General features: G+C 50.9%; 16 protein-coding genes. 1 reads left to right on the forward strand and 15 read right to left on the reverse strand.

Annotated features, from left to right (window positions below; translation table 11 throughout):
* Positions 1 to 49: 49 nt before the first annotated feature.
* From pulA to AC0MA3_RS08795, 13 genes are all read right to left on the reverse strand, one after another.
* Positions 50 to 2,446, reverse strand: a complete 2,397-nt coding sequence (gene pulA, locus AC0MA3_RS08735) for a type I pullulanase (protein ID WP_474655880.1) — start codon at positions 2,444 to 2,446, stop codon at positions 50 to 52.
* A 484-nt stretch (positions 2,447 to 2,930) separates the two neighbouring features.
* Positions 2,931 to 4,643, reverse strand: a complete 1,713-nt coding sequence (gene ptsP, locus AC0MA3_RS08740) for a phosphoenolpyruvate--protein phosphotransferase (protein ID WP_379160365.1) — start codon at positions 4,641 to 4,643, stop codon at positions 2,931 to 2,933.
* Complete coding sequence (locus AC0MA3_RS08745) at positions 4,636 to 4,911, reverse strand: HPr family phosphocarrier protein (protein WP_474655881.1); 276 nt, start codon at positions 4,909 to 4,911, stop codon at positions 4,636 to 4,638. Before AC0MA3_RS08745 ends, ptsP begins: the two co-directional genes overlap by 8 nt.
* A gap of 100 nt (positions 4,912 to 5,011) precedes the next feature.
* Positions 5,012 to 7,075 carry a glucose-specific PTS transporter subunit IIBC gene (gene ptsG / locus AC0MA3_RS08750; protein ID WP_474655882.1) on the reverse strand — a complete coding sequence of 688 codons (2,064 nt, stop codon included), beginning with the start codon at positions 7,073 to 7,075 and terminating at the stop codon, positions 5,012 to 5,014.
* A 269-nt stretch (positions 7,076 to 7,344) separates the two neighbouring features.
* Positions 7,345 to 8,214, reverse strand: coding sequence for a glucose PTS transporter transcription antiterminator GlcT (gene glcT / locus AC0MA3_RS08755; RefSeq protein WP_379160356.1), 870 nt, complete (start codon positions 8,212 to 8,214; stop codon positions 7,345 to 7,347).
* A gap of 148 nt (positions 8,215 to 8,362) precedes the next feature.
* Positions 8,363 to 9,979: a hypothetical protein gene (locus AC0MA3_RS08760; protein WP_474655883.1), complete on the reverse strand. Its 1,617-nt coding sequence runs from the start codon at positions 9,977 to 9,979 to the stop codon at positions 8,363 to 8,365.
* Positions 9,972 to 10,682: an ABC transporter ATP-binding protein gene (locus tag AC0MA3_RS08765; protein ID WP_379160350.1), complete on the reverse strand. Its 711-nt coding sequence runs from the start codon at positions 10,680 to 10,682 to the stop codon at positions 9,972 to 9,974. The genes AC0MA3_RS08760 and AC0MA3_RS08765 overlap by 8 nt, the downstream gene beginning before the upstream one ends.
* A 97-nt stretch (positions 10,683 to 10,779) precedes the next feature.
* Complete coding sequence (locus AC0MA3_RS08770; RefSeq protein WP_379160347.1) at positions 10,780 to 12,327, reverse strand: flotillin family protein; 1,548 nt, start codon at positions 12,325 to 12,327, stop codon at positions 10,780 to 10,782.
* Positions 12,327 to 12,863, reverse strand: coding sequence for an NfeD family membrane protein (locus AC0MA3_RS08775; RefSeq protein WP_379160344.1), 537 nt, complete (start codon positions 12,861 to 12,863; stop codon positions 12,327 to 12,329). Before AC0MA3_RS08775 ends, AC0MA3_RS08770 begins: the two co-directional genes overlap by 1 nt.
* Positions 12,864 to 13,046: 183 nt before the next feature.
* Positions 13,047 to 14,210, reverse strand: coding sequence for an iron-containing alcohol dehydrogenase (locus AC0MA3_RS08780; RefSeq protein WP_474655884.1), 1,164 nt, complete (start codon positions 14,208 to 14,210; stop codon positions 13,047 to 13,049).
* Positions 14,211 to 14,385: 175 nt separating this feature from the next.
* On the reverse strand, positions 14,386 to 15,966 hold the full coding sequence (locus AC0MA3_RS08785; protein WP_474655885.1) for a UDP-glucose--hexose-1-phosphate uridylyltransferase: 1,581 nt from the start codon (positions 15,964 to 15,966) through the stop codon (positions 14,386 to 14,388).
* A gap of 26 nt (positions 15,967 to 15,992) precedes the next feature.
* The gene (gene galE, locus AC0MA3_RS08790) at positions 15,993 to 16,979 is read right to left on the reverse strand and encodes a UDP-glucose 4-epimerase GalE (RefSeq protein WP_474655886.1); all 987 of its coding nucleotides are present in this window, start codon (positions 16,977 to 16,979) and stop codon (positions 15,993 to 15,995) included.
* Between the two features lies 1 nt (position 16,980).
* A complete protein-coding gene (locus AC0MA3_RS08795; protein WP_474655887.1) occupies positions 16,981 to 18,159 on the reverse strand; it encodes a galactokinase in 1,179 nt (392 codons plus the stop codon).
* Positions 18,160 to 18,395: 236 nt separating this feature from the next.
* Between AC0MA3_RS08795 and AC0MA3_RS08800 the strand changes: the two genes are divergently transcribed.
* Positions 18,396 to 19,253 (forward strand): AraC family transcriptional regulator, encoded by an 858-nt coding sequence (locus AC0MA3_RS08800; protein WP_379160329.1) that lies wholly within the window; start codon positions 18,396 to 18,398, stop codon positions 19,251 to 19,253.
* Between the two features lie 264 nt (positions 19,254 to 19,517).
* On the opposite strand, the gene mgrA is transcribed toward AC0MA3_RS08800, so the two are convergent.
* Both mgrA and AC0MA3_RS08810 read right to left on the reverse strand, forming a co-directional pair.
* Positions 19,518 to 20,522, reverse strand: a complete 1,005-nt coding sequence (gene mgrA, locus AC0MA3_RS08805; protein WP_379160326.1) for an L-glyceraldehyde 3-phosphate reductase — start codon at positions 20,520 to 20,522, stop codon at positions 19,518 to 19,520.
* A gap of 138 nt (positions 20,523 to 20,660) precedes the next feature.
* Positions 20,661 to 21,398, reverse strand: a complete 738-nt coding sequence (locus AC0MA3_RS08810) for an NAD-dependent protein deacylase (RefSeq protein ID WP_474655888.1) — start codon at positions 21,396 to 21,398, stop codon at positions 20,661 to 20,663.
* Positions 21,399 to 21,412: the final 14 nt, after the last annotated feature.

Here is a 21,412-nt window from a genome sequence, read left to right on the forward strand (position 1 = left end):
TGACGGCCCCTAAAGGGTTGCCGCACAGAACAGCTCTTTTGACTATATATTAACTGGTAAGCTGCAGCGAATCATCCTTACCCCCGCTGTTCTCCCGCACCCGTTCCCGGATGGTTACCTTAACCAGCTCCTGGCTGCCGGAGCAGTCAATGAAACGGTCTCCAGCCCCGTCCTTCTCTTCCCAGTCATTCAGCCGCAGAATGTAGCCTATAGACTCCGTCTCCGGAAGCACTTCGATCCGTGCCACCGCATGACCATTCTCCATCTGCCGGAAATCACTCTGTCCATCCTGAATACCTGTACCCCATGTCCACAGGTTCCAGCCCCGATAATCACCATCCGACCGCTCATAATGGATTTCAATGATTTTGGATCTTGGTTCAGGCTGCCCGTATTTATCGTAGAGCACCATCATGGATAATCCCTCAAGCTCTACCTCCGAGCCTTGGACAGTCCGGAAAGCATTGGCTCCGGCAGAGGTATGGTCAACAACGATATTCCAGCAGCCGTCCGATTCAGGGAGCCTTTGGCTGATCGGGCCGGGATTGGCATTAAAAATCACAACGATATTGTTCCAGACGTCACCGCCGGCATTATTCTTGAGCAGATAGGAGACTACTCCGCCATCACACCGGAGGAATTCCAGAGAACGCTCGATCTCCTGGCGTCCATGCAGCCGGAAAGCCGGGTGACTGCTCCGCAGCGCAATAAGACCTTTATAGTATTCGAAGACGGGAAGGAACTTTGCTTTGTTCTTCCAACGGATAGCATTGATCGCATCGGGACTACGGTAGCTGTTGTGGTCACCGTATTTGCTTCGCAGGAATTCATCCCCCGCTTGCAGAAAAGGGATGCCCTGAGAAGTCAGGATGATTCCGCTCGCCAGCAGTGACCGCCTTACTGTCTCATTGCCGAGAATATCCTGCCGGTCAACCGCGAAGTAGGGATCGGCAGCGGCAATGGCTGCTTCCACCGAACCACCGTACTTCAGCTGTCCATTCTCCAGTTCCGGCAGCTTGGCCGCCTGGCGCAGACCCTGTGTGGCAAGCACCTTATCCCACAGATTTAGATTATCGTGTGCAGTAACATAATTCACCGTTTCCACCGGGGAATCGGTAAATTCATGAATGGCTCCCTTGATCCCGGAAGCAACCGCGCCTTCCTTGCCAAATTCGCCAGTTACGAAGCCTTTGCCCCAGCCATCGCTGTCCCCTTTGATCGCAGACCGGAAGTTGTCATTAAAGACCGCATATCCCTTGCCCTTCTGCACGCCCTTTAGTGTTTTGGTGGCCAGAGGAGAATCCCCTCCAGTCCAGGGCTCGCCGTAGAGCAGCAGACTCGGGTTGATCTCCAATCGCAGTTCTTCCGTTATCTCACGCATGGTTACACTGTCCATCAGTCCCATGAGATCAAAACGGAACCCGTCAATGTGATATTCAGAAGCCCAGTAGGCCAATGAATCTTTAATATATTTACGGACCATCGGACGTTCAGTCGCCAGTTCATTGCCGACACCGGAGCCATTAGAGAGACGGCCGTTATAGTCATGCCGGTAGAAATAATCGGGAACCAGCGGCTGAAAAGGTCCTTTTTCCACAGAATAGGTATGATTGTACACGACATCCATAATCACGGATATCCCTTTACTATGCAGCGCCTGCACCATTTCCTTCATCTCACGGATACGGGTTCCCGGATCAGAGGGATTGGTGCTGTAAGAACCTTCCGGCACGTTGTAGTGCTGAGGATCATACCCCCAGTTATATTCAGTGTAAAAGGGCTCCGTTTTCCTTACGCTCTCTGTGCCGAGTTCATTGATGGTCTGAAAATCAAATACCGGGAGCAGGTGTACATGGGTAATGCCCAGCTCCTCCAAATGGTCAATGCCCAGCGCGTGTCCCGCAAGATCCTTAAGTCCGAATTCAGTAAAAGCTTTGAATTTGCCTTTATGCAGCATACCGGAGTCCTCAGACGATGAGAAATCCCGTACATGCAGTTCATAGATCACGGCATCGGCAGGATGAGGAAGCGCAGGAGACCTGTCTAAGTCCCAGGCTTCCGGATCGGTACTGCGCAAGTCCACAATGGCTGAACGTGTACCGTTGGCCGACACTGCTACAGCATACGGGTCCGCTGCCTCCTTAATCGTACCATCGCTAAAAACGGCACGATACATATAATACTTGCCTTTCAAATCCCCCGAGATACGAACCTGCCAGACTCCGCCCTCCAGCAGCTGCATGTTCACGATACGGCCGCTGTCCCGGTAATCGTCATTCAAAGCTTCCGTCCCATTCCCATCCGTATCATACAATACCAGCGACACCGTGAAGGCTGTGGGCACCCATACTTTGAAGAGGCTGTAACCCGCAGTATAAGTCACTCCAAGATCCTTACCTGTATAGACTTCTATATCTTTCTCTGCATTTATATAATTGCTGTTCATTCATGTTCACCATCCCAGTGTCCTCCGCGCTGTTGCCGGAAACCAGATCTACTGCTGTTAGTAGCCAACTATTTCCACATCATTCAAAAATAATACTTACCCATAGCTAACCCATAACTTGGCTTAACCTATTATATGTAACACGATGTTCACAAGTTTGGGTCCAGCAGCCTATTCTGCTGTCTATACATCCTATATCGGTAGTAATGACTTCCCGATTTAGCTTATCAAGTGAAAGCAGCTATTCTATCGGAAGTATAACCTGCTATGGTTAGGATAGCTACTGTAAATTGATACTATGTGATGACTTCAGCCAGTCATATCCTTCTAACGCAGCAACACTGAACAATGTTACAATTGGCGGTTAGGTATAAACCGGCACGCTTTAATAATATAAAAAAAACCAGCCCCCAGATTAGGAGGCCGGAATAGAGTAGTTGGAAAAGCAGACTTGGTAAAACCGGAGAAAAGCTTAAAATAATAGTTATTTCACGCTGCTCTGCACAAGTGCGGCAACTTCCTCAGCAGTGCCGAGCTGCAGCGCCTTGGCAGCCATTTCCTTCATGTCTGCGGCAGACAGCTTGGAAATCTGGCTTCGTGCCGGCAGGATGGAGGTCGCACTCATACTGAATTCATCTAGGCCGAGGCCCAGCAGCAACGGAATTGCTGTGCTGTCGCCAGCCATTTCGCCGCACATACCGGTCCATTTACCTTCAGCATGCGCAGCATCGATGACAATTTTGACCAGGCGCAGAATGGCCGGATTATATGGCTGATACAGATAGGATACCTGTTCATTCATACGGTCGGCAGCCATTGTATATTGAATAAGGTCATTGGTACCGATACTGAAGAAATCAACTTCCTTGGCGAACTGGTCTGCGAGAACAGCCGTGGAAGGAATCTCAACCATAATTCCGAGCTGAATATTATCAGACACTTCCTTGCCTTCTTCGCGCAGCTTAGCTTTTTCTTCAAGCAGCAGATCACGGGCTGCACGGAATTCACCGAGTGTAGCGATCATTGGGAACATGATCCGCAGATCACCATGGGCGCTTGCTCTAAGCAGTGCGCGGAGCTGGGTACGGAAAATATCCTGTCGGTCCAGACACAAGCGGATCGCCCGGAAGCCGAGGAACGGGTTCATTTCCTTAGGAAGATCCAGGTATGGCAGCTCCTTGTCGCCACCGATATCCAGCGTGCGTACAACAACAGGCTTGCCGTTCATGTTCTCCAGCACGGTGCGATAAGCATTGTACTGAATTTCTTCAGAAGGCAGCTTGTCGCGGCCCATGTACAGGAATTCCGTCCGGTACAGTCCCACGCCTTCGCCGCCGTTCTCGATCACACCGTTCACATCGTTGGGTGTGCCGATATTGGCTGCCAGTTCCACATGTTTGCCGTCAGCGGATACCGTCGGCTCGTCGCGAAGCTTTTTCCACTCCGCAATTTGCAGATCATAGGCTGCCTGCTTGGCTTTATACTCAGCTACCTCAGCATCGCTAGGGTTGATCAGAACATCACCGCTCAGACCATCCACAATCACCAGATCTCCTGCCTTGATTAAGGACAGCACATTCTTGGTGCCGACTACCGCTGGAATTTCCAGAGACCGGGCCATGATAGCCGAGTGCGAGGTGCGTCCGCCGATATTCGTCGTGAATCCCTTGACGAAGTTACGGTTCAGCTGTGCCGTATCGGAAGGCGTCAAATCCTGGGCGATCACAATGACTTCTTCATTGATCTCGGCAGGACTCACATAATGGATACCCAGTAGGTGGTTCAGAACGCGTTTGGTTACATCGCGCATATCGGCTGCACGTTCCTGAAGATACGCGCTTTTCATATTTTCGAACATTTCTATAAATTGAGTAGCTACTTCATTCAAGGCGTAGTCCGCATTAACCAATTCCTCACGGATTTTGTCCATTACGGGGCTGATCAGCTCAGGATCTTCCAGAATCAATAGATGGGATTCAAAGATCTCCGCTTTCTTCTCGCCCAGTTCAGCAAGAGTGCGTTCTTTGATGGTCTGCAGCTCAGCTTTGGATTTCTCCAGCGCGTCTGTCAGTTTGGCAACTTCTGCCTCCACATCGCCTACAGCCGATTTCGTAATGGTATAGTCCGGATGTTCCAGGATAAAGGCACGGGCTACTGCAATCCCTGCTGAAGCCGCGATTCCTGAAATTTTACTCATTCAGCTCTCCCAGCCCTTCTTTAACCATAACTTCCTGAAGTGCGCTCAGCGCTTCAGATTCTTCACTGCCTTCAGTAATCAGAGTCAGTGTGTCGCCTGCTTCAAGACCCAAGGACAATACGCCGAGGATGGATTTAAGTGTTACTTTTTTACCTTTAGCTTCTGCAAAAGCTTCAGTGCCTTTGAATTTTGTAGCTGTGTTTACCAGCGCTGTTGCCGGGCGTGCGTGAATTCCGTCTTCATCGATAATTCTGAATGTTTTTTGCATGATATTATCCAACTCGCTTTCTGTTCATATAGGATTTGTTTTGTATGGTGAAGGCTGCGCTCCCTCTAATTATAAAGGAAGCGCTACACCATTGCACATCTTACACGATGCTAATGATATCTTTGTCACCGATAGCCACTTTACCTGGCTTCTTCAATGTAACGGCAGAACCTTCAGGCAAATTGGAGAAAATGACCGGTGAAATCACGGAAGGCGCATGAGCCTTAACGTACTCCAGATCAACCTCCATAATCGGCTGCCCTGCAGCAACCAGATCGCCTTCTTCGACCAGAACCGTGAAACCCTGACCTTTAAGCTTAACCGTATTTACACCGATATGAACCAGGACTTCCTTGCCGCCATCGGACATAATGCCAATCGCGTGCTTGCTTGGGAAGACGTTGAACACCTTGCCATATACCGGTGAAGCAATCTTACCGTCATCTGACAGGAATGCAAATCCGTCACCAGTCATCTTTTGGGAGAATACCGCATCCGGCACCTGTGTAATATCAAGCAGCTCCCCGTTGACCGGAGATACGATATCCTCAGGAATAATCGCTGCGCCTTCTTCGCCGGCCTTTTTCTCCAGCTCAGGCTGCGGAGCAGCTGCGGCTGGTGCGGCGGCAGGAGTTCTGCCGTTCATTACATCCTGAATCTGTGATTTGATCGTATCGGAACGGGTTCCGAAGATCGCCTGCACGTTGTTACCGACTTCGAGTACGCCGGACGCGCCAAGCTTCTTCAAGCGGTTCTTATCCACGCCGGCCTTATCTTTAACTTCTACACGAAGACGTGTAATACAAGCGTCCAGGTGAGTGATATTTTCTTTGCCGCCCAGTGCAGACAAAATGTTGCGAGGCAGATCATCACCGCTTCTGGATACATTCTCTGTGTTTGATTCTTCCACATCATCCGATGGATCTTCACGACCCGGTGTTTTGAGGTTGAACTTCCGGATCACGAAGCGGAATCCAAAGTAGTAAATGACCGCAAGTACCAGACCTACCGGAATAACCAGCCACCAGGCTGTACGGTTCGGAATGACACCGAACAATACATAGTCGATGAAACCGCCGGAGAAGGTCATCCCGATTTTGACATTCAGGATATGCATGGTCATGAAGGACAAACCGGCAAATATAGCATGTACTGCGAACAGCAGCGGAGCCACGAACAGGAATGAGAATTCCAGCGGCTCTGTAATCCCTGTCAGGAAGGAAGTGAGTGCTGCCGAAACCATCAAACTGCCGACAACCCGTTTATGTTCAGGTCTGGCTTCATGGTAGATCGCCAGTGCCGCTGCAGGGAGACCGAACATCATGAACGGATATTTACCGGTTGTAAAGGTACCTGCTGTGAAATCCACACCGTCACGCAACTGCTGCATGAATATCCGTTGGTCACCGCGAACGAGATGCCCGGCCTTATCGATATAGCTTCCGAACTCATACCAGAACGGTGAGTAGAAGATGTGATGCAGACCGAATGGTATCAGGGAACGCTCGATGACCCCGAAGATGAAGGCCGACAGCGTCAGGTTCGTGTTGATCATACTCTGCGATACATAGTTCAGACCGTGCTGAATCGGCGGCCAGATGATCGTCAGTGCAAGACCAAGGATCAGGGAGGTTACAGCAGTCATAATAGGCACAAACCGTTTACCCGCAAAGAATCCCAAATAGGAAGGAAGCTCTATACGGAAGAACCGTTTGTACATAGAGGCTGCAAGTATCCCGACCAGAATACCGCCGAAGACACCGGTCTGGAGGGTTGGAATCCCAAGAACACTCGCATAAGCAAAGTCTTGCTTACTCAGGACCCATTCATTGATACCAAGCACGGTTCCCATCGTCACGTTCATAACGAGGAACCCGATAATAGCCGCTAATCCGGCAACCCCTTCGCCGCCGGCCAGCCCGATGGCTACCCCGACTGCAAAGAGTAGGGACAGGTTACTAAACACAATTTGTCCCGAGTTCATCAATACATTGGCAATGGCTTGAACTACATCATTCTCAAGTGCCGGAACGTATTGAAGGAAATCAGGGTTAACCAGCATGTTGCCAATCCCAAGGAGCAGGCCTGCCGCGGGCAGGATAGCCACTGGAAGCATAAGCGCCTTACCGACCCGCTGCAACACACCAAACATTTTTTTGAACATCGAGGTCACTTCCTTAATTATTAATATCGTTCAAACAGAAGCCAAAAAAGGCATGAGCAACACAGCATACAGGTTGTCCCACTAACCACAAGGTTAGATTACCCCGACTTGGGGCTGGACAACCAAAATACTGTAAATCACTCATGCCTGATCGTATCAGTTACACGCTTTGTATTCTGTTTTGTTTAACCAGGGAACATTGTAGCATCGTTCTTTTAAACATGCAAGCACAAAATAACCTTACAAAATAAGAGTTTTTGTTTTATTTCCTACTCTGATTGCTCCATATCTGCTTCGTCCTCTTTTTTCTGAGCCAGACGCTGCAGATGAATCGTCAGATAGCTTACCTCTGCTGCGTAGACAGGAAGATGCACCCGCTGTTCAATCACCTTGGTCAACTTCCAGGCCAGCATATACATTTCCGGATATTCCCGTTTCATCAGTCCATCGAGCGATGAAGTCTCCCGCACAGTCTCTCCCCTGCGCAGCCGTTCCAGCACGAAACGCAAATGGGTCACGAGACGGGAATAATCCAGCGAGTCTCTCGGGATATGATAATCCAGATTGTCTTCCACCAGGTTCACCATATCCCCAATCAGCAGGGAGTGCTGCTTGACCTCGGAGATGTGCCTGTTGCTAATCGCGCTTACAATATGCAAAGCAACAAAACCAATTTCATCCGGCGGAAGCCTTACCCCCATTGCCTCGTTAATGCGTTCTAACGCATACTCCGCCAAACTATACTCTTCCGGGTAAATTTCTTTGGTTTCGTATAGGAACGGATTATGTATGGCTATATTCTGCTCGTTTCTGCGGATGGCGAACGAGATATGGTCAGTAAGCGCAATATGGATATGCTCATTCAGCGGTTGACGGCTGCTCTGCATAATATGCAGCACAATTTCTTGCATAACTTCTATAAGCTTCTCGTCCACCTGGGGAACAAGCTGCTTATATTGTTCCTGCTCCTCCTGGTTGCGGAGAATAAACATCTTCTCCACGGAGGACAGATTAATCCGGTCACTTGCTTTACGGTTAAACCCGATGCCCTTGCCGATCACAACCACTTCGGCGAATTGGGGATGCTGGGCGATAATCACATTATTGTTGAGTACTTTCGCTACTGATATGCTGCTCACTATTTACACCTCTTCGAATAACAGATTTCGAACTTAAGCGAGCACTATTATAAAATAAGACTAAAAACCATTATACTTAATTTTCATACAAAACATCAAGGTATAATACACGCTTATTCATCCAAAATCAGTTAAAGCAGTGTAATTATCATTTCACGCGAAATGTTGTTGCTGAATATCTGTAGACCAGGAATAGGGCAATCAGCATGTAGACAGCAGCAGCAAGCAGCACGATTACCGCAAAATGAGCTGGTGTACTCCGAAACTGCATCGATATCACAGCTACTGCTAGTACAATGCTGTTCATGATGCTGAAGAACGGATTCTTCACATTCAGCTCCGTGCTGTACGGCTGGAAGATATAGTACATAAACAAGTGATGTACTGAAAAAAACAGCGACAGGCCTAGAATGGCACCGCTAAAAATCAGCATGTCCGTCATTCCCCAGCTTTCCCCCGATAAGAAAAAGAGCAAATTGACTGCCACACTGATCGCTGCGGCCGGAATCAAATTAAGAGCGCTGAGGCGCAGCAGGCGCACGCGGAAATTGTTCAGCACTGCAGACCGTTCCCGGTAGAAGCCATACCGCAGCAGACTAAGGTCACAGTTAAAGAACATCGCCTTACATACCCGCTCTCCAATAGAGGTGAAATTCATGACAAAGACCAGCATGGGCAGACTGTTCATCACATAACGGGCCACCTTCGAGAACGAAGCCGGTTCGGCCAGCAGAATCATCAAACCGGCTGCAAACAGCGCGCCAATAATCAGCAGCCGGCGCTGGATAGGTTGAACCAGGAAACGCTTGTGCCGGGAGAAAAAGATCGCGTTCAGGTAGGCATAGCCGGTTTTCTCCTCAAATTGGCCGGACCGCAGCTGTACTGGCGTGAAATCCTTCTCATGGGTCTCTACCTGCTTCCGGTTTGCCTCTTTCATCATTCGTCCCATATCCAGAAGGGGATCATCAATCTTGGTGACCGCGTCCACCGCATTACGGTAGCCGGGATATCTGGCAATATAGAGGGCAGACAAAGCTCCAGTGATCACAAGCGTCAGACTCAAGGGGAAATTAAACAACACTCCATCCATATCCAGTAATGCCTTCCCCGTGTAGAGAGGCACAAAAGCCAGCAGATACCCCACTACAATGACGGACCAGACTAGACCGTTTTGTTTGACCAGTACAATCTCCCGCGAATCAAATATCCACAGATGTAACGCTTCACCGGCAATGCGCCAGAGTGAGAGAAGTAAAGACAGAAGCAGGCCGTGCCAGACCGGCGCGCCGAATGCATGTGCAAATACCATCATCGCAGGAACAAAATAAATAAAAAAAGTCAACGCCCTAAGCGTAAGGACAGCATGCATATACTTGTCGGCGGGAAGTCTCATCAGCTTCACACAAATATATTTATCCCGCTTGGGTTCCAAAATAATGGCGTTTGATACAACGCTCACCCCAAAACTGAGTAATACAAGCACATGCAGATACAGATCATATTGTTCAGAAAGCGAAAGCTCTTTGGCGGTGAGAAGGACAGGAAGGTATACGATGAGCCCCAGGTAGGCAAACTTGGATAGGAAGCCCCAGATGATTTTCAGAATAAGGACTAATATAGTAAACTTCTTTTTGAGGGATGTCCGCGAATACACACTGTCATTCACCAGTTTTCCCACCACAGGCAATTTGCCAAAATAGTACAGTAAACGGTTCGCCCCTGAGGCCCCCCGTATCTCCATAATGGTATTCAGTGTGCTAATCATGGCCATCGCCATCCTTCAGCAGCGCTATAATCCGTTCCTCGAACTCCGGACTGTGCAAGGTGTCTGCAGGGATCTCCTGGAGTACGCCATTGCTTAGTACTACAAGCTCATCGCACAAATCTGCCGCAAGCTGCAAAATATGTGTGGAGAAAATAATGATGTGATCCTGTTTCATCTCACGGAGCAGCTTCTTGATCTCCAGTGCCACCACTACGTCAAATGAAGTAAGCGGCTCATCCAGCAGAATCAGCGGCGGGCGGGTGATGATGAAACACAGCATCTGGATTTTGTTCTTCATGCCATGCGAATAGCCTTTGATCAGCCGGTGGCGGTCTTCCTCATCGAAACGGATGATATCAAAATAATCTCCGATGGTTTTCCCCGGCTGGATTTTATCCCGGTTGATGTCCATATAGAATTTCACAAATTCATAACCTGTCAGAAATTCCGGAAGAATGGGCAGCGAAAACACGTACCCGATTTCCTCTTCGCGCAGCGGTAGGCTGACTTCCTCTCTCCGCAGAAAAGCTCCTCCGCTGTCCATGCGTGTTTCCCCGCTCAGGCAGTTGAACAATGATGTTTTGCCAGCACCGTTGCGCCCCAGCAGACCGTAAATCTTACCTTTTTCAAAGGTATAATCGATGCCTTTAAGTACAGATTTGTCATTAAAACTTTTGCGGATATTATCCAGAATCAGCTCCACACTTGGTCCTCCTATTTCATTCATCTGACAAACAACTGGAAAAATGGCCAATCTCCCTTGTTTAGGAGACGACCACTTTTTCTATGATACAGTTCCGCTAATTAGTCTCCTGGATACCCGTTGTCCCTTCAGAGACCCTTGGTTGAGGTGGACTTACCGGTGAAGCAATAACGGGCTTGGAAGCTGCCGTCCCTTTGGTTGTAAGACCCTTGATCAGTGCTTCCACATCAATCCCTGATACGCTCTTCAGCATTTCAGGAGCTGTGGCCATCAGCTGGGTCACATAGTTGCTGACTCGGGCAGCTCCTTCTCCGTTGCCGGTATCCACCACGGTCAGCTTATCGATGGAGGCCAGCGGCTCAGCGATGCGTCCAGCCAGCTCAGGCAGCATTTTTACGATAATATCGAGCACTGCAGCCTCACCAAATTTCTGGAATGCTTCGGCCAGCTTCTCCTTAGCCTCTGCTTCTGCAAGACCTCGCAGCCGGATAACCTCGGATTCCGCTTTACCTTTAGCCAGCTCGGCATCCGCTACCGCCTGACCTTCCAGCCGCTTCTGCTCAGAAGTAGCTTTGGCCTGGGTTTCAATACTGTATTGCAGGGCATCCGCCTCACGCATTCTCTTGGCCTTGTCGGCTTCAGCCGCCTGTTCTACCGCATAGCGGTCAGCTTCGGCTTTCTTCTTCACTTCGGCATCATACTGCTTCTCACGGACCTGGATTTCCTTGGCTTGCAAGTCAATTTCCCGTTCCTTACGCACCAGTTCGACCTTCATCTGCTCTTCAACCACCGTCTGTTTGGCGCGCGCTTCCTGAATGTGGTACGCCTGGTCGGCTTCCGCCTTTGCGGTATCCTGATCTCGCTTAAACGCAGCAACCTTCAACTGATTTTCCTTCGACGCTTCGGCAATATTCGTATCGCGCAGCAGTTCCGCCTTCTGCCCCTGCTCCTCCGCGTTCGCCTTTTGAATTCGCGCATCCCGCAGAGCTTCTGCTTCAGCAATTTCTGCATCTCGCTTCACGGCCGCAATCCGCGGCTTTCCGAGCGCTTCTAGATATCCATGCTTATCGCGCACATCCTTAATCGTGAAGGAAACAATCTGCAGCCCCATTTTCTTCAGATCCCGTGCCGCTACCCCTTGAACCTCCTGGGCAAAACGGTCCCTGTTGCGGTAGACCTCCTCTACCGTCATAGACCCTAGGATCGCCCGCAGATGGCCTTCCAGCACCTCCTGTGCTTCACTCTTCAGGGCTTCAATCGGCTTGCCCATAAATTGCTCTGCTGCCGTTGCCACGTCCTCGGTGGAGCTGCCCACCTTAATAATTGCAACCCCGTCGGCAATTACAGGTACACCTTGCTCGGTGTAGACCTCCGGTGTCGTCACATCCAGCTTATGGGACAGCAGCGACATGAATTCAGCCTTCTGAAACACAGGCAGAATAAATGCCCCTCCCCCGCGGACAATCTTGATTTTGCGGCCGGAGCCGTCATCGGAAATGTGATTGTTGCCCAGGAAGGAACCGGTGACAATCATTCCTTCATCAGGGCCAACCGTTTTATAACGTGCCCAGAATGCAATTCCGAGCACAAAGAGTACAGCAACAACCACCGCAGGAATAAATAAGTATTCAGGCAATCCGTACATTACGCGTCCTCTCCTTTTCGTTTTTCGAATTCAGATACAACCGCAACCCCTTCTTTTACTTCAACCACTACAACCTTAATCCCGGCTGGAATCGGAAGATGGTCAAAGCTTGCCGCCGTGTGCAGACTGTTGCCCGCCCCGAACTTCACCATAATCTCGCCGTAGCCTTGTGCCGGAACCGGAACTGTAACTTCGCCGATTCTGCCCGGCAGCTCGGTCATGGAGAAACCGCTGGACATCTCGCTTTGGTCCATGGGTTTTACCACTCCCAAATACATGACAATGCCCATGAATGCTGCAATCAGCAGGGATAGGGCCAGAACGGGTCCATTCTCCAGGCTGCTGTAACGGGTCAGCAGAATGCCTGCTCCCCCGAATACAGTGATGCCTCCAGCCGCAACCGCAGGGCTGATGAAATGGAAGGACACTACATCGAATATTCCGTGCAAGGCACTGCCGATCAAATCTCCCAAAAGCACGCTGACCACGGCAAAGATGACGCCAAGCGCCAAACAGCCCAAATACAGCGTCTCCATATCATTCTCCTCCTGTCTTTTTCCCGGACTGTCATACTAGGTTAAACGCTTCAACCCTGTCCTTGGTTTCACATTCTTGGGTAAATATCACAATATTGTATGATAAAAAAGAACAAAACAAAAAAGCCGTCCCCTGAAAGGAACGGCTCTCCGATGAAGTATAGACCGGCAGCAAGCTGCCGTTTATAGTGCCATTGTATAAATTTCCACAACGTCTTCACGCTGCAGCTTACGGAAGTTACCGAACGGTCCAAAGCGTACCGCTTTGTCGGCCATGTTACCAATTTCGCTGTTATCGATATTATAGTCGCCCAGTGTCTTCGGTGCGCCAATGGAATCCCAGAAGCGGCGCAGCGCTTCTATGCCCTCAAGACCCACCTCTTCATCGGTTCTGCCGGCAGCATCAATGCCAAATACATTAACAGCCAGCTGACGGAAACGGGCAGGGTTCGTGCTTAGGTTGTATTTCATCCAGTGCGGGAAGAGAATCGCCAGTCCGCCGCCATGTGGAATATCGTATACAGCCGATACGGCATGCTCAATATTGTGGGTTGCCCAGTCTCCTGCAAAACCCATGCTGACCATTCCGTTCAGTGCCATTGTGCCACAGTACATAATCGTCTCGCGCAGTTCATAGTTGTTCAGATCATCAATCAGCTTCGGAGCAGTAGCAATCACTGTGCGCAGCAGTGTCTCACAGAACCCGTCCTGAACCAGTGTATTACCCTGGGTGTGGAAATAATGCTCCAGCACGTGGGACATGATATCCACCATTCCGTATACGGTCTGATCACGCGGCAACGTAAAGGTATTCTCCGGATCCAGAATTGAGAAAGCCGGGTAGGCGTAAATACTGCCCCAGCCCATCTTTTCTTGGGTGACTTCATTGGTAATTACGGAGCCATTGTTCATTTCCGAGCCCGTAGCAGCCATAGTGAGCACGGTTCCCAGTGGAAGTGCCCCCTGCGGAGCGGCTTTACGTTCTACAAAGTCCCACATATCCCCGTCGTATTTAGCACCCACTGCAACCGCCTTGGCGCAGTCCAGCACGCTTCCGCCGCCTACAGCGAGGATCAGGTCTATACCCTTTTCACGGCACAGGGCTACACCCTTGTGTACGGTGGACAGACGCGGATTTGGTTCAACTCCGGATAATTCTGTAACTACTGCACCAATGGCCTTAAGTTCATTGATTACATTATCGTACAGGCCACTGCGCTTAATGCTTCCGCCGCCATACATAAGCAGTACATTCTTGCCGTATTTAGGCACTTCCGTCTGAAGCGCACTTAGGGTACCTTGTCCAAAAATCAACTTGGTAGGATTATAAAATTCAAACTTGTGCATAAAGGTAAACCTCCGTTTATTTCAGGAATGTGGTGCAATATCCTATTATAGACCTCTGAACAGCAGCATTCAAATCAGGTCCTGCGAACAGCCGCTCTGCAAAAAGAAATGCCCCCGCCAACCGGCTGGGGACATCTCACAAGGCAATGCAAGGGTTAACAGAAACTGTGCATGCTCACCGGAAACCAAGGCTGTGGGCAAAGCGATGGAATGCCGCCTGGCCTTCAGCCGTACGCTTGTAGACCCCGGCATGCTCAAGAATATGGGTGAACTTAATGCCAACCTCATTTTGTACCGTCTTGACTGCTTCTTCACGGTCCATGTCAGTGCCAAAGCGGGCAGCCAGTTCCTGAATCCAGGAAGCATGCTGCGCCAGCGTATGATCTGCCTGAGTCTGCACAGCATCCAGCAGAGCCGTGTCTCCTGCCAGAATACCGGAAATGGCATCCAGCTCGTCCTTCAGGCGGCCTGGAAGAATGGCCAGACCCATAACTTCGATCAGTCCGATATTTTCTTTCTTGATATGATGCATTTCCCGGTGCGGGTGGAATATCCCTTCAGGATATTCTTCGCTGGTCCGGTTGTTGCGCAATACCAGGTCCATCTCGAAGCCCCCGTCCTCCGCCCGGCGCACGATAGGAGTGACGGTGTTGTGCCGCGTCTGCTCCCCGTCCACCTCGCTTGAGGCCAGAACTTCGGCTGCTGGATCACTATAGGTTTGCCAGGCTTCATAGATCGAATTCCCGCATTCCAGCAGCACTGCCGGATCCGTACCCTGCAAACGCAGTACCGACATTGGCCATTTCACGATGCTCAGGCTTACACCTGGATAGGCATCGTGGGTGAAGGTTGCCTCCTTTGGCGCCTTCTGGATCGGAAAGGTATGACGTCCGCCCTGGAAATGATCATGGGTCAGAATCGAACCGCCGACAATCGGCAGATCCGCATTAGAACCGATGAAATAATGCGGGAAGGTCTCCACGAAGCTGAGCAGGCGCTTCAGCGTATCCTTGGTCAGCTTCATCGGCACATGATCATGATGGAACACGATACAATGCTCGTTGTAGTAGACATAAGGAGAATACTGGAGGAACCATTTCTCATTGTTCAGCTTCAGCGGAATCACGCGCAGATTCTGCCGGGGCGGATGATTGATTCTTCCGGCATAACCGACATTTTCACGGCACAGCAGACATTTCGGATAGACCGGAGGAGGAAGCAGCCGAGCCATGGCAATTTCCTTCGGATTCTTCTCCGGCTTGGACAGATTAATAGTCATTTCAATGTCGCCGTAAGGAGATTCCTGCAGCCAGAACACATTTTTGGAGATCCGGTCCATACGGATATAATTAGAATCTATGCTTAGCTTGTAGAAACGGTCAGTCGCCGCCTGAATACCCTTTTCCGCTGTGAGGCTGTAGAATTCGGCATTCACCTCGGAAGGACGGGCCATTAGAAGACCCATAATCTTGGCATCCAGCAGGTCGCGATACGTATCCGTATTTTCGGGAATCAGCCCAATTTCAAAGCCATAGTCAATCAGAACATCCAGCGGAGCCTGCGGACTCTCCAGCGGCGCTTCTGAGAATTCTGCAGCATACGGCTCACTGAAGCCGAACTGATCCAATAGTTCATTCCGGCTGTAATCTACGTCTGCAGGCTGAATCAGCTGCTGATGGATAGCAAACCCTACCAGTTGTTCGATTGCATACAGCGCCTTCACCGCACCGGGAGCGGTATTATCATTGTTAGTCATTTCAATTCTCCTTCATGTGCTGTAGCTTATTCCCCGTACCCTTGCGGATTGGCCGAATGCCAGTTCCAGGCGCTTTGGATGATCCCCTCAACATCGGCGTGCTGCGGGTTCCAGCCCAGCACAGAGCGGGCTTTGTCGGAGGAAGCTACCAGTACAGCCGGATCGCCGGCGCGGCGTTCCTGAATCACCACCGGAATATCAAGGCCGGTTACCTTTTTCGCAGTTTCAATTACCTGTTTGACAGAGAAACCCAGCCCGTTGCCGAGGTTGAATATATTGCTGGCACTGCCGCTGCGCAGGTAGTTGACGGCCCGTACATGGGCATCCGCCAGATCGCTGACATGGATATAGTCGCGCACACAGGTTCCATCTTCTGTCGGGTAATCGTCACCGAAGACCGCAATGCTCTCACGCTGCTTCAGCGCCGTCTGCAGCACCAGCGGAATTAGGTGGCTCTCCGGACGGTGGTCTTCGCCGATCTTACCGCTGGCATGTGCCCCGGCAGCGTTGAAGTAGCGCAGCGCCACATATTTGATGCCCAGCACCCTGTCGAACCAGGACATCATCCGTTCCATGGTCAGCTTGGTTTCGCCGTACACATTCGCCGGCTCAGTGCGGTCGGTTTCTTCAATCGGCACCTTTTCCGGTTCGCCATAGGTTGCGGCAGTCGAAGAGAAGACGATTTTGTCCACACCGGCATGCTGCATCGCTTCCAGAAGGCATTGTGTGCCATATACGTTATTGTCATAATATTTAACCGGGTCCTTCATGCTCTCGCCAACCAGCGAGCTTGCAGCAAAATGGATGACAGCGTCGATCTTATTTTCCGAAAAAAGCTTGGCGAGTGTTACCTTGTCACGCAAGTCGCCCTCATACAGCTTACCGCCCAGAAGTGCCTCGCGGTGCCCTGTCAGCAGATTATCAATGACCACAACCTCTTCGCCACGATCCAGCAGCTCCGCTACTGTATGAGAACCGATATACCCTGCTCCACCTGTTACCAGAATCGCCATCTTACTTCACTCCTTTCAGTTCTTCTACACCATTACCGATTCCGCACACATAGAACTCACCGGTCAATCCGGTTCTGTTCTTATAGGCTTCCCCTACTTCACGGATAAACCGTTCCACGTCATCTTCATGCACCAGCGATACGGTACAGCCGCCGAAGCCTGCGCCGGTCATGCGTGAACCGAGCGTACCCGGAATCTTCTGTGCTTCTTCCACCATAACATCCAGCTCCTCACAGCTGACTTCATAGAGGTCACGGAGCGAGACATGGGAATCATTCATATATAAACCGAACTGCTTCAGGTCGTTCTTCTTCAGTACTTCTACAGAATCAAGCACACGCTGATTTTCTTCCACTACATGGCGGGCGCGGCGTCTTACTGTTTCGTCAGTGATTTTGTCCTTATGAATTTCGAATTGTTCAGGTTTCATCTCTGCCAGGTAGGACAGGGCGGGAACCTCCTGCTTCAAAATTGCCAGGGCCTCATCACATTGGCTGCGGCGCTCATTGTATTTGGAGTCCACCAGACCTCTCTTCTTATTGGTGTTGCCGATCACAAGCTTGTAGGAGCCGGTCACAAAAGGAATCAGGCTGTATTCCAGGGTGTCGCACATGAGCAGGATCGCCTGGTCACGCTTGCCGTTAGCTACAGCGAACTGGTCCATAATCCCGGAGTTTACACCGACGTACTGATTCTCCGCGCGTTGGGAGAGCAAAGCGATTTCTACAGTATCCGTGTCTCCGCCAAGCAGCGTCAGGAAGGCATACCCGGTGACCACTTCGATGGAAGCGGAGGAGGACAGGCCCGAGCCGTTCGGAATCTCGCCATGGAACAGAAGATCGTAGCCTGCGGATACCGGAAGATCCTTTTTAGCCAGCTCTACCATCACACCAACCGGATAGTCTACCCATTCACCGGTTTTCGCTTTGCCGATTTCACTGAAGTCAATGGAGGCTTCATAAGGGAAATTTGTCGATGCGAACTGAACCTTGCCATCACTGCGCGGACGCACGATAAGTGTAGTTCCGAAGTCCAGCGCTGCCGGAAACACGTAACCTCCGTTGTAATCCAAATGCTCACCGATGAGGTTTACCCGACCAGGAGCATAGAATACACGCGCCTCCTCAGTGCTCTCTCCGTATTTCTCGATAAATTTGACTTTCAGATCCTGTATGCTCATTAATGCCACTCCATCCTTTCGCTGCTTCTCGTATTCACTTTAGTCAATCGTATTGCTTCGTTTATGCTTACATTATAATAAAATCAGACTTGCCCTGATAATGCAATCATGTGTGTAATGTATGGACAAATGTGACTTCCCTGAAAAGAAGCGATATAATCAAAAGGATAAATATCCTTCTCATTTACCCGCCCTTATGGCTATGATAGCGCTAACGGGGGAAAGGCGGTTCCAGTATGGAACATACTTATTCCGTAGGATCAAATCCTGTAGTTTATGACAGTCAGCATTTGCATGTGCTTTTTGCCGGTGAGAGCCAGACGCTCCCGCTGCATCAGGCCGGTCCCAAAATCTATGATTACTTCCTCCTGCACTTCATTGAATCCGGCTTCGGAACTTTCCGGACGGAAGAGCGGAAGTACGAGCTTGGACCGGGGGACTGCTTCCTGATTCATCCCGGACAATTGGTCAGCTATCTCTCTGACGAAGAACAGCCCTGGCGTTACCGCTGGGCTGCATTCACGGGCACGGCTGCTGACGCGCTCGTGCTGCAGGCCGGCTTCACACCGCTGAAGCCGGTCCTGTCCACCATCGAAGGCAGTACCTTCCCCGGCGCGCTGGCCGGGATGATGCGTGCCTTCTATGCGGGCCAAGAGAGCGCCCATCTGACCTCGCTGGGCTATCTGTACCTGATCGTCGGCGAAGCAGCCGGGCTGCATCTCTCCTCCTCCCGGCTTCCCGGCGCGGAATCCCAGGTGAAGCGCACCGTGAAGCAGATGATCCACTATATGGCCGCCCAGTACGCCCATCCCGTCTCCATTGAGCAGATGTGCGCCAGCCTTGGCTACAACCGCGCCTATCTCTCGCGCATCTTCAAGCAGGAAACGGGCCTCTCGCCCGTTACCTATCTGCTGAAGCTGCGCATCGAGAAATCACGGCAGCTCCTGCGCGAGCGGCCGGAGCTGTCTGTCGAACAGGTGGCTGCCTCGGTCGGACTGACAGACGCCCTGTATTTCTCCCGCCAGTTCAAACGCCTCTGTGCCCAATCCCCCACCGCTTACCGGATTGCAACGGCAAGGCATGTAGAGAAGTAGTGGTATAGATGACCCTTTGGGGAGACAGGGACGCAGATGCCAATGCTAAGTGGAGTTTATACCGCTAATCGATGAAAATCCTTACCGTTACGGAGGATAGTGGGAATTTGCACCCTTATTTTGCGGCACATAAGAAGTATTGCTCCATACGAAGTCATCAGACCGTTGTGTTCGCTTCGCTTACAAGCGGCAAAAGCCCGTTTCCAGTCAGGAAGCGGGCTTTGTGCTATGTCAGTGTAAGTGGATGATAAGAGCCGCTATTTCTCAGGACTCGGTGTCCGTCTTCAAGATCGTCTCAATCCTGTCGAGCTCCTCTTGCGTGAACTCACCGTGCGATAATGCAGCAATGTTCTCTTCAATCTGGCTGACCCGGCTCGCACCAATCAGTGCGGATGTTACTTTGCCGCCGCGCAGGGTCCAGAGCAGCGCAAATTGCGCTAATGTAAGGCCACGCGAGACTGCAAGCTGGTTAAGCGCGTGAATTTTGCGCAGCACTTCAGGCGTAATCCGGCTTTCGTTCAAAAAAACGGAAGGGCCGGCCGCCCGGGAATCATCCGGAATACCGTTCAGATATTTATTGGTCAAAAGGCCCTGTGCGAGCGGGGTGAAGGCAATACTGCCGACGCCATGCTCTTCCAGCACATCCTGCAGCCCCCCTTCGATCCAGCGGTCAAGCATGGAATAGCGGGGCTGATGGATCAGCAGCGGCGTGCCGAGACTTTTCAGAATACGGATGGCCTCTACGGTCTGCTCAGCTGTGTAATTGGACAAGCCGACATACAACGCTTTGCCGGAACGGACCGCAGTATCCAGTGCCCCCATCGTTTCTTCCATCGGTGTCTCCGGGTCAGGCCGGTGCGAATAAAAAATATCCACATAATCCAGCCCCAGCCGCTTCAGACTCTGATCAAGGCTCGCCAGCATATATTTGCGAGACCCCCAGTCCCCGTAGGGTCCCGGCCACATGTAATATCCTGCCTTGGTTGAGATAATCAATTCATCACGGTAGGGAGCCAGATCGCGGGCAAGCACTTTACCGAACATTTCCTCTGCTGAACCCGCAGGCGGGCCATAGTTATTGGCCAGATCAAAGTGGGTAATGCCAAGATCGAACGAACGGGTGATCATATCCCGGCCATTTTCATAGGCATTGATCCCGCCGAAGTTGTGCCAGAGCCCCAGTGAGATTGCCGGAAGTTTGAGGCCGGTTTTGCCCGTACGGTGATACTGCATCGTTTCATACCGTTCCTCGCTAGCCACATATACCATTATCCATCCCTGCCTCTCATTTCGCTGACATTCTCAAGTTCACGTTCTATATCCTATTTTAAACCTCACGAGATAAATGTAATCCCCACCATTTCATGCCACATGTACAGCGGTTGCCGTATGATGTTCACTATAAGCTCATAGCAGCTCTTGTATTCTGCCCATCACCGCGCCGATTCGATCCGTCAAAATCAGATCAGCCTTATGATCATAGGGGGTTGGTTCTCCGTTCAGCAGCACTGTATGCCGGCCCTGGAAGTAAGTAATCAGACTTGCAGCCGGCTGCACAGTAAGCGAAGTACCCCCAATGATAATCAAATCTGCAGCCGCAATAGCTGCGACGGATTCCACAAGAACATCATGATCCAGCTCTTCTTCATAGAGCACCACATCCGGCTTGATGATCCCTCCGCAGGCCGGACAACGCGGAACGGTATCCTTGATAGCAAGCACTTGATCCAGACTATAGGCACGCGAGCAATCCATACAATGGTTGCGGTGAATGGAACCATGCAGCTCCAGCACGCGCCAGCTTCCGGCAAGCTGATGCAAGCCGTCGATATTTTGCGTGATGACCGCCTTAAGCTTGCCGCTGTGCTCCAGCTCTGCGAGCAGCAAATGCGCCCCGTTCGGCTTCGCTTCCGGATGAATCATTTTGCTGCGGTAGAAGTCAAAAAAAATGTCCGGAGAGGACATAAAAAAGCTGCGGCTCAGCATCACCTCAGGCGGGTACGGTGAATTGTGCTGCTCTTTATACAGGCCTGCCGCAGAGCGGAAGTCCGGAATCCCGCTTTCCGTAGATGTTCCGGCACCTCCAAAAAAAACGATGTTGCCGCTGTCCTTGATCCAGGAAACCAGTGTCTGTAGTGGCTCCATAAGTCACACGCATC

The sequence above is a fragment of the Paenibacillus sp. LS-5 genome, from assembly GCF_056121505.1.

Coding starts and splice junctions, on each gene's coding strand:
- mgrA (WP_379160326.1), bottom strand. CDS start 20,522: ATGGTATATGTGGCTAGCGAGGAACGGTATGAAACGATGCAGTATCAC.
- ptsG (WP_474655882.1), bottom strand. CDS start 7,075: ATGTTCAAAAAAATGTTTGGTGTGTTGCAGCGGGTCGGTAAGGCGCTT.
- pulA (WP_474655880.1), bottom strand. CDS start 2,446: ATGAACAGCAATTATATAAATGCAGAGAAAGATATAGAAGTCTATACA.
- AC0MA3_RS08795 (WP_474655887.1), bottom strand. CDS start 18,159: ATGAGCATACAGGATCTGAAAGTCAAATTTATCGAGAAATACGGAGAG.
- AC0MA3_RS08775 (WP_379160344.1), bottom strand. CDS start 12,863: ATGGAGACGCTGTATTTGGGCTGTTTGGCGCTTGGCGTCATCTTTGCC.
- galE (WP_474655886.1), bottom strand. CDS start 16,979: ATGGCGATTCTGGTAACAGGTGGAGCAGGGTATATCGGTTCTCATACA.
- AC0MA3_RS08810 (WP_474655888.1), bottom strand. CDS start 21,398: ATGGAGCCACTACAGACACTGGTTTCCTGGATCAAGGACAGCGGCAAC.
- AC0MA3_RS08760 (WP_474655883.1), bottom strand. CDS start 9,979: ATGATTAGCACACTGAATACCATTATGGAGATACGGGGGGCCTCAGGG.
- AC0MA3_RS08785 (WP_474655885.1), bottom strand. CDS start 15,966: ATGACTAACAATGATAATACCGCTCCCGGTGCGGTGAAGGCGCTGTAT.
- AC0MA3_RS08770 (WP_379160347.1), bottom strand. CDS start 12,327: ATGTACGGATTGCCTGAATACTTATTTATTCCTGCGGTGGTTGTTGCT.
- ptsP (WP_379160365.1), bottom strand. CDS start 4,643: ATGAGTAAAATTTCAGGAATCGCGGCTTCAGCAGGGATTGCAGTAGCC.
- AC0MA3_RS08800 (WP_379160329.1), top strand. CDS start 18,396: ATGGAACATACTTATTCCGTAGGATCAAATCCTGTAGTTTATGACAGT.
- AC0MA3_RS08745 (WP_474655881.1), bottom strand. CDS start 4,911: ATGCAAAAAACATTCAGAATTATCGATGAAGACGGAATTCACGCACGC.
- AC0MA3_RS08780 (WP_474655884.1), bottom strand. CDS start 14,210: ATGCACAAGTTTGAATTTTATAATCCTACCAAGTTGATTTTTGGACAA.